Consider the following 14132-nt stretch of genomic DNA (forward strand, 5'->3'; position numbering starts at 1 on the left):
ATATGTTCAGATAAGGGAGTGTCCACGGTGAAGCAATATTTAGAATTATGTAAGCATGTACTTGAAAATGGAAACATAAAGGGCGACCGAACTGGTACGGGTACAATTAGCACCTTCGGTTATCAAATGAGATTTAATTTGGCAGAAGGATTTCCACTCGTGACGACCAAAAAATTACATTTAAAATCGATTATCTATGAACTGCTTTGGTTTTTAAATGGGGATACCAATGTTCGGTATCTACAGGAAAACGGGGTACGCATTTGGAATGAATGGGCAGACGAAAATGGGGAATTAGGTCCTGTCTATGGTCACCAATGGCGTTCTTGGACAGGTGCAGATGGAAAAACCGTTGACCAAATTACAGAGCTTATCAACCAGATTAAAACGAATCCCAACTCAAGAAGACTACTTGTCAATGCCTGGAATGTTGCTGAGGTAGATAATATGGCGTTACCGCCGTGCCACTGTATGTTCCAATTTTATGTGGCAGATGGAAAGCTGTCCTGCCAGCTTTATCAGCGCTCAGCCGATGTATTTCTTGGCGTCCCATTTAATATCGCATCCTATTCACTGCTAACAATGATGATTGCCCAAGTGTGCGGCTTGGAGCCAGGTGAATTTATCCATACCTTTGGTGATGTTCATATTTATCAAAACCATCTCGAACAAGTAAAGTTGCAAATGGCGAGAGAGCTGAGAGCGTTGCCAACTCTAAAAATTAATCCACAAGTCAAGGATATCTACTCTTTTGAGTATGAAGACTTTACACTAGAGGGATATGATCCACACCCTCACATTAAAGGAGTAGTGAGTGTATGATTTCTTTTATTGTAGCGATGGACGAAAACAGAGTAATAGGGAAAGATAATCAATTACCATGGCGATTGCCGGAGGATTTAAAATTTTTTAAGAGGGTGACGATGGGCCACCCAATTGCGATGGGAAGAAAAACGCATGAATCCATTGGTCGTGTCCTTCCTGGCAGAGAAAATATTGTGATCACCCGCCAGGTTAATTATCAGAGTGAAGATTGTACGGTTTTTTATTCCATTGAGGATTTTGTAAAGAACAGCAAAAAGCAAAGCGAAGAAATTTTCGTCATTGGTGGAGCGGAAATATTTAACGAGACATTTGAGTTTGCGGATCGTCTATACATCACGCTTATTCATGAAGAATTTGCGGGGGATACGTTTTTTCCTGAATTTGATCGTAGCAAATGGGAACTAGTGTCTAGTGAAAAGGGCTTAATGGATGAGAAGAATCCGTACGATTATGAATTCAAAATATATGAAAGAAAATCGTAGCGCGGATTGATCAGGTTTGGACTCATAAAAATAAGCATCAGTGCATCGCTGGTGCTTTCTTTTGTTTGATATTAGAAATAGGATCCATTTAATTCGTAATCTGCTAATTTAGCAAGCATACCCCTAAATTCATGTGGATGGCAAAATTCTCTTTCGTTGAAATGTGTTTTAACCCAGCTTATTAGTTCTTGTGGGCTATTAAAATATTCCCCACTACGATCGCTTTTACGAATGGTGTATCTTCCATTATCATCATCAAGTGTTACCTCCACAGGAAGAGCCCCATCATAACTGCAAAGTGAAAATTCCATCCTCATCACATCCTATCCTTATTATTTGTCATTTTGAAAAATATATGTTCCTAATGATCCAATTATATTCAAATAAAAGAAAGTTATCAAAATATTTTAATAATTCCTTAAACGCATTTAATCATTGACTTCGTTTGTTGTAATTGTTAAATTGTCATTAGTAATTAATAATATGATACGAAAATGCTATAAATCACTATTGTTTTACTTTTTCTAGATATTGTGAATTTACTATGAATTATTGCATTTAACTAACTCAAAATGAATTTTCGGTACTATAATCATAGTAGATATAATACAACAATTAAAGGGGATGAAAATCCATGTTTTCTAATATCGGTATACCAGGATTGATTTTGATTTTAACACTTGCATTGATTATTTTTGGACCTAAGAAACTTCCGGAAATTGGCCGCGCCTTCGGACAAACATTAAAAGAATTTAAAAAGTCAACCCGTGAACTAACAGACGATGTTATGAAAGATATTGATGAAGAAAAGAAAAATTTGATTAAATAAGGTGTGAGATTTTAAGTCCTACACCTTTTTCTTCTCTAGGTTTAACCTATAAAAATGCATGAAAACTTGTTCATCTTATTAAAACAATGGCAATATTTCGTCTAGAGTCAACTCTCTGAGCGATATATACGTGCACATCTTTAACCTTTTGAAATTGGCAGGGGAAGTACATGGATGATAAAGAATTAAATTTAGTTGATCATTTAGAAGAACTACGCAAAAGAATTATTGTATCTGCACTTGCATTTGTAGTCTTTTTTATCGCCGGTTTTATTTATGTAGACGATATCTATAAATGGTTTGTTGGAAATACAAAACTGATGGTTCTCGGACCAAGTGATATAATGTGGATTTATTTCATGCTGGCAACTGTTGTAGCTGTGGCGGGTACTATTCCAGTTCTTGCTTTACAAATTTGGCTATTTGTTAGACCAGCACTAAGACCGATAGAAAGAAGAATAACGATTTCTTATGTTCCGGCTTTATTTTTCTTGTTTATCATTGGTCTTGCCTTCGGTTATTTTATTATCTTTCCGATGGTTCTAGACTTTTTGGTGAATATGGGAAAAGATATGTTTGTCACAAACTTCACTGCCGAAAGATATTTTAGCTTTATCATGAATATGACCTTGCCATTCGGGGTACTGTTTGAGCTTCCAGTCGTAGTTATGTTTTTGACTTCACTTGGCATCATTAATCCGTTTGTTTTAGCAAAAATTCGTAAATATGCGTATTTCGTTTTGATTATTATTGCAATCGTTATTACACCACCAGACTTTATGTCTGATTTTGTGGTAACCTTGCCACTCTTGCTCCTTTATGAAATCAGTATTAATTTATCGAAGTTTGTCTACCGCAAACGCTTGAAAAAGCTGCAGGAAGAAGACAAAGAAGATGAGGTAGTCGAAGCATAAATGGAATACAAAAGACCTTAAGAGATAAAACTCCCTTAGGGTCTTTTTTTGTTGAAATACGATCGGTTTTAACTTCTAGCTGAAAGATCCTGTTTTTTATGTTTTTTAAGTACCGACATATTAATAATTCATAAATATTTTTTAATCTATTCATAATTAGACACAATTCGTCGTCCAAAGAGTGTATAATATACTCAAACGGGTGAAAAAGAGGATTGATATTTTGTTATTCAAAAGCCTAGAGTTCAAAAATGTTGTTGGACAGAAGGTTAAAGTCATGGACATTCCTGTATTGGAGGAAGATAGCACTTATAAATTTATGATCCAAGTCCGTTTACAGAAGTTTGTTACGTCGCTTTACGACGAAATAAACTTAAAAAAATGCTACTCCTTTAAAGATTATTTGAAAAAGGTCATGAAGTGGCCAGATTATGAACAATTGTTTAAAGTTGGAGAATTAAAGAATAACGCTTAATGCTTAATGCCATTCGAGCACCGCAGGGTATCCCCCAGCGGTGCTCTTTTATTTTGGCTATGTCATTGTTGATTTTGGCACTATGTTGATTGGAGCGTAAGGCGCGAAGACTCCTGATGGAGACCCCGCTGGCGCAAGCGCCGAGGAGGCGGGTTAGTACCCCCGAACCGCACGCACCTGGAGCGGAAATCAAAAGCCAAGTTTAACAGAACCTATTTTAAAAAAACATGAAAAGTGATGGATGTTATTCCTTTCAATAGTAGTTAATTGTATAATACATAGCAGTACTGTTAGGGAAGTGATAGTTATGAGCAAAATTAAAATTGTAACCGATTCAACAATGGACATGCCGCTAGAAATGGCCGGAAAACTGGGTATTGTGGTTGTGCCCTTGTCCGTAACAATAAATGGTGAATCTTACTTAGACAGAGTAGAAATTGATGCAGCTGAATACATAACAGTAATGAAAAAATCTGAGGAATTACCGAAAAGTTCCCAACCTTCTGCGGGTACTTTTCTTGAAGTTTACGATCGGCTTGGAGAAGAAGGCTATGAGGTATTATCAATCCATATGACAGGCAAAATGAGCGGGACAGTTCGATCTGCTGAGAGTGCAGCCCAAATGACGAAAACGAAAGTTACAGTTATTGACTCGATGTTTATCTCGATAGCCCTCCAGTTCCAGGTAAAGGAAGCAGCGGAAATGGCCTTGCAGGGTAAGAGAATGGACGAAATCCTTAACCGGCTTGATAGGGTGCGCGAACATACAAAATTGTATATTATGATAGATACCCTTGAGAATATGGTGAAGGGTGGACGGATTGGTAAGGGAAAAGCCTTTATAGGTTCATTATTAAATATCAAGCCGATTGCCTCGCTTGAAGGCTCGGAATACAATCCCGTCGCCAAGGTTCGCAGCCATACACAGGTGGTTAAATATATGGCCAAGCAATTTGCGGAGGATGTCCAAGGAAAAACGATATATGGTGCTGGCATTGTTCATGCGGAAGCATACGAATTATCCTCTAAACTGAAAAAGGCAATTACTGAATTAACCGGGTATAAAGATATTTCGATTGATTACACGGGTCCTACGATAAGCACTCACACTGGACCGGGGACAATTGCCCTCATGTATTATTTTGAATAAATTTATCAGACGAAGGGTGTCAGGCACCATGTGAAGTTTTCACATGGTGCCTGACACCCTTTATTTTCTTTTGGTTAATATTAGAGTTTTTGGTAAAGATAAAAAAAATTGAATGGTTAAGGTGTTGCCAATGTTTAAGCGAAGATCAGAAAATAAACAGTCTGAAGATAAGAAACCGCATAGTTTAAATGTGGACGATCTAAAATCAGAATTGCAAGCAGAGATAGGCGATTGTTCAGATCTGAATTTTCGGACCTTAAAAAAGAATGGTAAAAAGATTATCTTTTGCTTTTTAAGCAGCCTTATTGATAAAACAAGCTTTGATGAATTTGCATTGATACCCGTTCAACAAAATACACAAGTTGAATGGACCACCGAGAGTCTTGCCCAAATATTGCCGATTGCAGAAATCTCTGCAGCCAATCAATTAAAAGAAATCGTGTCTTCATTAATAGAAGGAAAAGCGTACATTTATGTGGATGGTGAACCGTACGGGATCCTTGCAAATGTCGGGAAAACTGTTGAAAGATCCCTTGAAAAGGCAGAAACCGAGTCGCTCGTGTACGGTCCAAAGATTTCCTTTACAGAATCCCTAATAGGAAATTTAAATATTATCAGGAGTAATTTGAAAGACCCACAATTGTGCATGGAGGATATCACGATCGGAAAAAGGGTGAAAACACCTGGAAAGCTTGTATACATTAAAGATATCGCTGATGAAAATAATGTAAATACGTTTAGGCAAAGAATATCGGAGTTAGAGTACGACTATATTCCGGATACAACGGTACTTGGCCAGTTAATAGAGGATAATAGTTGGACGATATTCCCGCAAATCATGTCAACTGAACTACCAGATCGAGTCACCCTTTCCTTAATGAGGGGGAGGGTTGCCGTAATGATGGATCGTTCTCCTTCTGCTATTTATGGACCGACACCATTCCTAAGCTTCTTTGAATCAACCGAAGATGTTTACATGCGTTGGAATATGGGTTTTTTCTTAAGACTGCTTCGAATTATTTCTATTTTTTTATCAATATTATTGACCCCGGCCTATGTGGCTGTATTGACTTATCATTATGAGGTCATTCCATCTGCGCTGCTAATTTCTCTTGGTCAATCGAGGGCAAATGTTCCGTTCCCACCAGTACTAGAAGCCCTTCTTTTAGAATTTGTTATCGAACTTTTAAGAGAAGCTGGGGCAAGGCTGCCAACCAAAGTAGGTCAAACAATGGGTATTGTTGGTGGTATTGTAATTGGTCAGGCAGCGGTACAAGCAGGGTTTACAAGTAATATTTTAATAATCATCATCGCACTTAGTGCGCTAGGTTCCTTTACTTCACCTAGCTATATAATGGGTACTGCCGTTCGGATGATTCGTTTTCCAATTATCGTTTTAGCAGGTATATGGGGGGGAATTGGAATTATGCTATCATTTTGTTTTATTCTCATTCACCTTTTAAGATTAACTACAATTGGGAGTCCCTATCTCATGCCACTCTATCCCTTTAGGTGGAGGGACTTAGGATACAGTATTATTAAATTTCCTGCTCAATTCTTATCTCACAGGCCAGTAACGAACCGTCCCGTTGACAATGACCTTTTTCCAAAACAAAAAGGTGTGGAAAAAAAGGATGTAGATGAATAGGAGCGGTCAGGATGAAAGTGAATTTGCAGCCAAAGGAAGGATTATTAGTTAATGCATTCCTTGTCATGTTTTTTATACATGCTTCGCAAACTGGCGTAGGAATTGTTGGATTACCGAGGATTGTGTACTTAGCGGCCAAACATGATGCATGGATATCTGTATTTCTCGGTGGAATCTTATCTGCCGTTGTCTTAGCAATGATGGTTTTAATGCTAAAAAAATATGATAGCGCTGATTTATATGGAATCCAAGTAGATATTTTTGGCAAGTGGCTTGGGAATGCGATGAACATCTTTTATATGATCTACATGAGCTTAAGTTTTTTTGTCATCCACATGAATTATATTGAAATTGTTCAAGTATGGATTTTTCCTGACTTACCAATATGGCAACTCTCTCTTGCGCTAATCCTTTTAACAATTTATGCCGTTAATGGAGGCATTCGTATTATTGTCGGAGTGGCTTTTATTTCTGTAATGGGGACTGTTTGGATGATCTTTATCCTTATCGTGCCGATGCAGTATGCAGATCCTAAGAATCTGCTTCCTCTTTTAAATACAGATTTGAGACATATTATAAATGGTGTGTTTAAAACATCCTTTTCACTAATGGGCTTTGAACTGCTTATGTTTTTATATCCATATGTTAAGGATAAAAAAAAGGTTTTTCTGTATTCACAAATTGGAAATTTATACACGACTATTCTCTTTACTTTGATTACAATGGTGTGTATTACCTTCTTTGCGGAAAATGGGTTGGCCCGGACCATTTGGCCTGTTTTATCGATGTTTAAAATCGTTCGGTTACCAAACTTAGAACGGTTTGAATTTATTGCCGTTTCATTTTGGATGTTAGTCATTTTGCCAAACATGTGCAGTTATTTATGGGCTGCATCAAAGGGCTTTAGTCGGATCATAAATTGGAAGCAAAAGAAGGGAATTTGGATTATTGGTATCCTTGTTTGGGGTGGTTCATTTTTTATTAAAGCAAGGTATCAAATGAATGAACTGACTGATTTTGTAGCTCATCTTGGCTTTTTATCTGCCTTCTGCTATCCTATACTCCTTTCATTGTTGGTTTTGGTGAAAAAATGGTTCTTAAGGAGGAAGAAAACAAGTGCGGAAGCATCATAAAAGCAGAACAATCCTTCTCTTGGTTTGTTCCATGACGATGATCATCAGCGCAGGTTGTGTTCAGCAAAAGCCTCTTGAAAAATTAGGTCTTATTACAACATCGGGATTCGATATGGAAGGGAAAAATCAAATAAAAGGCACCGTAGTCGTACAAAAATTTGATCCAATGACCACCCAATCTGCCACAAAAGTAATTACATCTGTGGCAAAAACAAGCAAAGGATTAAGACAACAACAAAATCTTCAATCCAATCAGAAACTCGTTTCTGGTCAGCTTCGTTCGGTTGTCTACAGTAGAGATCTTGCTAAAAAAGGGATTATTCAGCTCGTAGATACATTAAATCGAGATGCTGCCATCGGTAATATGGTTTATTTGACCATTGCAGACCAATCAGCAGCTGAAATATTGCAAATTGAAAATAGTAAAGAAAATCTAAATCTTGGGACATATATGTACAATTTAATTAAACAAAATGTGGAGGGGGAACAAATTATCTCCCCGACCCTGCATGAGTTTAACCATAATTATTATGATATTGGGAAGGACCCTGTTCTCCCAATCCTTAAAGTAAAGGATAAAGATGTTATTATTTCTGGTGTGGGTCTTTTTAAAGGTGACCGTTTAGTTGATGAATTAAGGCAAGGGGATCTTTTTTATTTGAAAGTATTAATTGATAAATATAAAGCTGGTACAAAAGAAATGGGGTATAAGACAGATCAATTAAAAAAAATCATTATAAAAAACGAAAATTACACTAAAAAACCAATATTCAGTAAAATATATGTCAGCATTGATAACATTCGAAGTAAGACTAAAATTGAAATAGTCGATAAAAAAAACCTCCGTTTTAGAGTGGATGTAGACTTAGATTCAAGGGTATTAGAAATGACCGAAGCCTTAGATTTAGGTAAACCGACTTCGATAAAGTTTCTTGAAAAAAAGTTAGATGAGTCGATGAAAGAAAAAATAGAAAGTTTACTTCTTCGTTTTAAGAAATTAGAAATTGACCCGATCGGTCTTGGAAATGAATACGAAGCCCACTTAAGGGGCAAACCGATCACGCAGGAGGAGTGGGACCGCAAGTATAAGGATGTTACCTTTGATGTCCATGTAAAGAATATGATTGAACGAACAGGTGTAATCGATTAACAAACCAATTCCTTTCTTCTTTTTCAAATCTTTGTTAAACTATTCACGATATGGAATAGAAAAAAGGTTGCAGGTGATGGTATGAAAGCTCGGTTTTTAGTAGTGGTCTTAGTTCTTACTACACTCATTATGTCGGCGTGTGGACAAAAAGAAATAGAAAATGCCGTCGACTGGCCAATTAAGGACTTTACAGCTACAAATCAAGACAATAAATCCTTTGGATTAAAGGATTTAAAGGGTAAGGTATGGATTTCAGACTTTATTTTTACAAGCTGTGCAGATGTTTGTCCGCCGATGACTTCTAACTTGACAAAATTACAAAAAATGGTCAAGGATGAGGGCTTGAAGAATGTTGAATTGGTCTCCTTCAGTGTCGATCCAGATGTCGATACCCCTGAAGTATTAACCCGTTATGGGGAACAATTCCAAGTGGATTTTAAAAATTGGACCTTTGTGACTGGATACTCGCAGGAGTTTATTGAAAACTTCGCCCTGAAAAATTATAAAGCACTTGTCAAAAAACCTGTCGAGGGTAATCAAGTGATTCATGGGACCTCTCTATATTTAGTAGACCAAGAAGGACATATTAAAAAATCCTATGATGGTTACAAGGATGTTCCCTTTGATGAAATAATTCATGATATGAAAGCATTGCAATAGACCTTCGGACAGGTCTATTTTTTTTGGCAGGAATAGGATATAGTACATATTGTTTTGAATGATTCAAGCCGTGTTATAATAATTATAATTTAGAAGGCAGGTGAATTTAAGATGAAAAAGCTCTTCCCCCTTCTAATTCTCACAGTATTATTCCTATGTTCATGTAATCAAGTTGACCAATGGGCGTTACATTCTGAAAAGAAAACAGCAGCACAGGCATTTGCACAAGTTCCCGCTGACTTCGTCCCCCGCAAATTAACAGTTTTATCAGCAGGCGATTCACTTACCAAAGGGGTAGGTGATAGTACAAACAAAGGCGGCTACTTGCCATATTTAGAAACAATGCTTGAAAAAGAAAAAGGTATAAAAGAAGTTGATTTCTATAATTATGGCGTAAAAGGTAATCGGACAACTCAACTTTTAAAACGATTGAAAACGCCAGAAATGAAAGCTGTGATACAAAAGGCAGATCTTGTTATTCTAACGATAGGTGGAAACGACATAATGAAAGTCGTCAAGGATAATATTGAAAACCTTCAACTTTCCACGTTTACCACCGAAAAAGAATCCTATCGAACTCATTTAACTCAAATTATCGAGGTTATCATTGAGGAAAATCCCCATACTCAGGTTGTATTAGTGGGGTTATATAATCCATTTTCTAAATGGTTTTCAGAAATTAAAGAGTTGGATGAGATTGTTGCTGATTGGAATAAGGCTGGTCAAAGGGTCGTTGCTAATTACCCCAATGCCTATTTTGTCTCGATAGAAGACATGTTTTTAAATTCTAACGAAAATTTATTATATACAGATAATTTTCATCCAAATGACAAAGGCTATGAGTTGATTGCTCAAAGGTTGAACAAGACATTAGAAGAACAAGTATTACCTGAATTGGACAAAACGCCATATATGGTCAATACAGAGGAGAATTAGATGAAAAACAAATGGAAAATCGGATTCCTGCTGTTGATAGGAATCAACCTTTTGTTCGCTATTGTTATGTTGTCGCTGGTCATGTTTCCGTCGGATGGCCGGCAAACGAGCAAATGGAATGTGCCAATGGGTGAACATGTTTCATTCCATGTTAATTCAAATAAGAATGATTTAAATAAACTCATCAATCATTATTTAAAGGAAGAGGCCGCTGATTCACCGATTGATTATCGAATCATTTTGGGAGATGAGGTTGAATTATATGGTACCTTGCCCTTCTTTAGTGAGGAATTGAATATGAGGTTAACCTTCGAGCCTAAGGCACTTGAAAATGGTGATTTGGTTTTAAATCAGAAATCAATGACAATCGGCAGTTTACATCTCCCCATTTCGTACGTCCTAACTTTTATTAGCAAAAATTATAAGATTCCAAAGGGAGTCGACATAAGACCTAAAGATAAACTTATTTATGTTAATATGCAACAGTTAAAACAAAAAAGTGATATAAGAATAAAGGCAGATAAATTTGATTTAAAGAAGGATGATATTGCCTTTACGATTTTAGTACCAGTTAAATAGGCGCCTCATCATTAGGAGGCACCTGTTTTTTATTCCCTAATAGTGATGAATTGGAATTCTGGTTGACCATTGGCTAAGCCAATAAAGACAATTGTGTAGCTTTCATTTGCCATAAATTGAACCCTCGGCAGGGGTAGAAGTACGGTCTTACTGCCAGTTTCCCTTGCTTCCAAATCGACTGTCATAGGTGTTAACCCTAAATATTCGGTTGCCTGCTTATAAGAAACATTTGGGAAAATCACATCTCGGTCTTTGACTGCAATATCTAGTGGCGAAGTATCTGGTGATAAGTGGATAAAGCGAACCTTCGATTCATTTCTTGGTACTGTTGGTTGATTCTGATACACGAGCAGGCGTAATTTCTTAACAGAGTCAATTGCAGCAAGTGTATAGGATTTTCCAGGTTCAACAGTAATCGTTTTATTTAAAACACTGTCCACCATGTTGCCCGTTCGGTAAATGTCAATATGATGTTTTCCAGCAGGTAATGACAGAATCATACTTACCTTTTTAAATGGTAAGTCTCTTATCACTCGTTTCCCGTCTATATAAATATCAATGTTCGGGGAATCTGGGGAGGTGTGAAGGAAACGCACCTTCGCTTCTAATTGTATTGGTTGGGAATTGGTACGCATCAAGTTCATCGCTTTATTCATGTATTTTATATGTTTTAAATAATACTGCATGTGTAAGTTTGGAAATGAGTATTTATAAAATTGAGCTAACAATTCATACATCGCCGCTTTTTGAAGATAATCGGAATGAGTTCTTTTCTCGGACATATTATCAACTCCTATCTAATGGGTTACACCATAATTTATTCAAGCTTAAATAGGTAGGTGTCTAACTTATATCGCAGTAATTTGGAAATTTTTCATTTTTTATTTACAAATGGGAATATTACACATATACTGATAACAAATATGTTTGAAAGTGGGTGAAGTGCAATGGCAATTGAATCGATGAGTCCAAACCGTAATTTGAATATTGTTGTTTGCACAGCCCAAAGATTTTCCTGTTAGGGACCATTTATTCCATAATGCGAATAAAACCATGGGCTGTGTGTGCCTATGGTTTTTTATTATGAAAAAATAATGATTCGCTGGAGGAATAAAGATGAATTTAGCAGCAATGGGTTTAACTGAAACTGTAAAAAATGATTTTCATAAATTAAATACAAATGATGAGATGATTCTTGGCCGTGTGGCACTCGAGCACAAACGAATGTATAGGGTGTGGACAGAACAGGGTGAATTATTATGTGAGGTATCGGGCAGGTTTAGCTTCAATGCCCTTAACAGAGAGGACTTCCCAGCTGTAGGTGATTGGGTTGCTCTAATGCCGAGGAGTAACGAAGGAAAAGGCACCATTTTGGCCATCATGCCGCGAAAAAGTAAGTTTTCGAGAAAATCAGCTGGTCTTACCGCACAAGAGCAAATCATTGCGACTAATATCGACACTGTCTTTCTCGTAAATTCACTGAATGAAGATTTGAATCTAAGAAGAATCGAACGCTACCTTTTGCTTGCTTGGGAAAGTGGGGCAAACCCAGTTATTGTTTTAAGTAAGGCAGACCTTTGTCAGGATCTCGATAATATGCTGGCTAAGGTTGAAGCGATTAGCCTTGGTGGAGTTCCAGTTATTGCAGTTAGTGCCGAAACGATGACTGGCTTTGAGGAACTAGAGCCTTTCTTGAAGCCAGGAAAAACAATTGCCTTGCTTGGTTCTTCAGGGGTTGGGAAATCGACCTTAACGAATCGTCTCTTAGGAGAGGAGAAACAGCTAGTTCAGGATATTCGAATGGCAGATGATAAAGGGCGTCATACAACTACCCACCGTGAACTAATCCTTCTCCCGAATGGCAGTGTTTTGATTGATACCCCAGGAATGAGGGAACTGCAGCTTTGGGAAAGCTCAGACGGTTTAACAGAGACCTTTTCAGAAATTGAAGAATTAGCTACCCAGTGTCGCTACCGAGATTGTCAGCATAAGAATGAGCCCGGCTGTGCTGTGGTGAAGGCAATTGAAGAAGGATTGATTGAGGCTGAGCGGCTGACAAGCTACAACAAGTTGCAAAAGGAGTTGGCGTTTATCGAAAGGAAAGCTGATAAACGTGCACAAGCAGAAGTTAAAAAACAATGGAAAAATATAAACAAACAGATGAAGCAGCGAAAGAGCTATTAAAATAGGAAAGGCCGAACAAGTTAGGTCGATGTCGACCGTGACTTGTTTAGCCTTTTATTATTGTCTAGCTACAGGCCTAGCGTTTAGAGGACTCCGCCCTTCTTTCAGTCAGGAGATTTTGTTTTTCCTAAATCATTCTGTATACTCATACTCAAAGTGAAATAAAGTTAAAGGGGTGTGGGAACTTGGAAAAAACAAATCAAGTTGCAACGTTTGCCGGCGGCTGTTTTTGGTGTATGGTGAAACCATTTGATGAACAGCCCGGAATTAAAAGTGTTATTTCAGGCTATACAGGGGGAAGCGTAGAAAACCCGACATATCAACAAGTTTGTACGGATACTACCGGCCATTTTGAAGCCGTCCAAATCACCTATGATCCAGAGATTTTTCCTTATGAAAAACTCTTGGAGTTATTTTGGCAGCAAATTGACCCAACCGACCCGGGCGGCCAATTCTATGATCGAGGGCAATCGTATCAAACGGCAATTTTCTATCATGATGACACACAAAAAAGGCTTGCCGAACAATCCAAGCAAGAACTACAAGAAAGCGGCCGCTTCAGCAAACCGATTGTCACACCAATCTTGCCAGCACAGACCTTTTATCCGGCTGAAGAATATCATCAACAGTACTATAAGAAAAATCGGGCCCATTATGAATCCTATCAAGTAGGCTCGGGCCGCGCCGGCTTTATTCAAAGTCATTGGGGGGAGAAAAATGAAAAATAAGGATGTAGAACATCTAAAAAAGGAATTAACACCGATCCAGTATGAAGTCACACAAAATAATGGCACAGAACCTCCGTTTCGAAATGAATATTGGAATGAAACGAGAGAGGGGATTTATGTAGATCTTGTTTCTGGGAAGCCGCTGTTTAGTTCTTTGGATAAATTTGATGCCGGCTGCGGCTGGCCGAGCTTCACTAAACCGATTCAAGACGAAGAAGTGATTGAAAAAGCTGATTTCAGTCATTATATGACTCGGACAGAAGTAAGGAGTAAATCCGCCGATTCCCATTTAGGTCACGTCTTTAATGACGGACCAGACCCAACTGGATTGCGTTATTGTATCAACTCTGCTGCGTTACGATTTATTCCCATAGATAAACTTGAAGAAGAAGGATATGGGGAATACACGAAACTTTTCGGAGCAAAATAAAAAGCCGCG

Annotated in this window: 17 protein-coding genes; 15 read left to right on the forward strand and 2 right to left on the reverse strand. The window is 37.7% G+C overall.

The features are described from left to right. The first annotated feature begins 27 nt into the window (after positions 1-27). Positions 28-822 carry a thymidylate synthase gene (locus tag J7E66_RS20265; RefSeq protein WP_215003180.1) on the forward strand — a complete coding sequence of 265 codons (795 nt, stop codon included), beginning with the start codon at positions 28-30 and terminating at the stop codon, positions 820-822. Further along, positions 819-1307 (forward strand): dihydrofolate reductase, encoded by a 489-nt coding sequence (locus J7E66_RS20270; protein WP_215003182.1) that lies wholly within the window; start codon positions 819-821, stop codon positions 1305-1307. The genes J7E66_RS20265 and J7E66_RS20270 overlap by 4 nt, the downstream gene beginning before the upstream one ends. A gap of 71 nt (positions 1308-1378) precedes the next feature. Here J7E66_RS20270 and J7E66_RS20275 read toward each other — a convergent pair whose 3' ends face one another. Then, complete coding sequence (locus J7E66_RS20275; RefSeq protein WP_215003184.1) at positions 1379-1618, reverse strand: hypothetical protein; 240 nt, start codon at positions 1616-1618, stop codon at positions 1379-1381. 323 nt (positions 1619-1941) lie between these two features. Here J7E66_RS20275 and J7E66_RS20280 point away from each other — a divergent pair, with 323 nt between their 5' ends. The 10 genes from J7E66_RS20280 to J7E66_RS20325 all read left to right on the forward strand — a co-directional run bounded on the left by J7E66_RS20280 (position 1942) and on the right by J7E66_RS20325 (position 10781). Beyond that, positions 1942-2136, forward strand: a complete 195-nt coding sequence (locus J7E66_RS20280) for a twin-arginine translocase TatA/TatE family subunit (protein ID WP_098931751.1) — start codon at positions 1942-1944, stop codon at positions 2134-2136. A 170-nt stretch (positions 2137-2306) separates the two neighbouring features. Continuing rightward, positions 2307-3050 (forward strand): twin-arginine translocase subunit TatC, encoded by a 744-nt coding sequence (gene tatC, locus J7E66_RS20285; RefSeq protein ID WP_168244829.1) that lies wholly within the window; start codon positions 2307-2309, stop codon positions 3048-3050. A gap of 223 nt (positions 3051-3273) precedes the next feature. Further along, positions 3274-3525 carry a DUF2535 family protein gene (locus J7E66_RS20290; protein ID WP_215003185.1) on the forward strand — a complete coding sequence of 84 codons (252 nt, stop codon included), beginning with the start codon at positions 3274-3276 and terminating at the stop codon, positions 3523-3525. A gap of 307 nt (positions 3526-3832) precedes the next feature. Further along, positions 3833-4675, forward strand: coding sequence for a DegV family protein (locus J7E66_RS20295; RefSeq protein ID WP_215003187.1), 843 nt, complete (start codon positions 3833-3835; stop codon positions 4673-4675). Positions 4676-4805: 130 nt separating this feature from the next. Further along, positions 4806-6323, forward strand: a complete 1518-nt coding sequence (locus tag J7E66_RS20300; protein WP_215003189.1) for a spore germination protein — start codon at positions 4806-4808, stop codon at positions 6321-6323. An 11-nt stretch (positions 6324-6334) separates the two neighbouring features. Next, a complete protein-coding gene (locus J7E66_RS20305) occupies positions 6335-7456 on the forward strand; it encodes a GerAB/ArcD/ProY family transporter (protein ID WP_215003191.1) in 1122 nt (373 codons plus the stop codon). Continuing rightward, complete coding sequence (locus tag J7E66_RS20310; protein WP_215003193.1) at positions 7440-8606, forward strand: Ger(x)C family spore germination protein; 1167 nt, start codon at positions 7440-7442, stop codon at positions 8604-8606. The genes J7E66_RS20305 and J7E66_RS20310 overlap by 17 nt, the downstream gene beginning before the upstream one ends. A gap of 81 nt (positions 8607-8687) precedes the next feature. Next, positions 8688-9266 carry an SCO family protein gene (locus J7E66_RS20315; RefSeq protein ID WP_215003195.1) on the forward strand — a complete coding sequence of 193 codons (579 nt, stop codon included), beginning with the start codon at positions 8688-8690 and terminating at the stop codon, positions 9264-9266. A 111-nt stretch (positions 9267-9377) separates the two neighbouring features. Beyond that, positions 9378-10202 (forward strand): SGNH/GDSL hydrolase family protein, encoded by an 825-nt coding sequence (locus J7E66_RS20320; protein WP_215003197.1) that lies wholly within the window; start codon positions 9378-9380, stop codon positions 10200-10202. Next, on the forward strand, positions 10203-10781 hold the full coding sequence (locus J7E66_RS20325) for a YpmS family protein (protein WP_215003199.1): 579 nt from the start codon (positions 10203-10205) through the stop codon (positions 10779-10781). A 29-nt stretch (positions 10782-10810) separates the two neighbouring features. Here the strand turns inward: J7E66_RS20325 and J7E66_RS20330 are convergent, their stop codons facing one another. Continuing rightward, entirely contained in the window at positions 10811-11563 is a 753-nt protein-coding gene (locus J7E66_RS20330) for a DUF4397 domain-containing protein (RefSeq protein ID WP_215003202.1), read from the reverse strand. A gap of 334 nt (positions 11564-11897) precedes the next feature. Between J7E66_RS20330 and rsgA the strand changes: the two genes are divergently transcribed. The 3 genes from rsgA (at position 11898) to msrB (ending at position 14123) form a co-directional block, all read left to right on the forward strand. After that, on the forward strand, positions 11898-12965 hold the full coding sequence (gene rsgA, locus J7E66_RS20335; protein ID WP_215003204.1) for a ribosome small subunit-dependent GTPase A: 1068 nt from the start codon (positions 11898-11900) through the stop codon (positions 12963-12965). A 236-nt stretch (positions 12966-13201) separates the two neighbouring features. After that, positions 13202-13693: a peptide-methionine (S)-S-oxide reductase MsrA gene (gene msrA, locus J7E66_RS20340; RefSeq protein WP_374103869.1), complete on the forward strand. Its 492-nt coding sequence runs from the start codon at positions 13202-13204 to the stop codon at positions 13691-13693. Next, complete coding sequence (gene msrB, locus J7E66_RS20345) at positions 13683-14123, forward strand: peptide-methionine (R)-S-oxide reductase MsrB (RefSeq protein WP_215003209.1); 441 nt, start codon at positions 13683-13685, stop codon at positions 14121-14123. Before msrA ends, msrB begins: the two co-directional genes overlap by 11 nt. The last annotated feature ends 9 nt before the right edge of the window (positions 14124-14132 follow it).

The organism is Bacillus sp. ISL-7 (assembly GCF_018613065.1).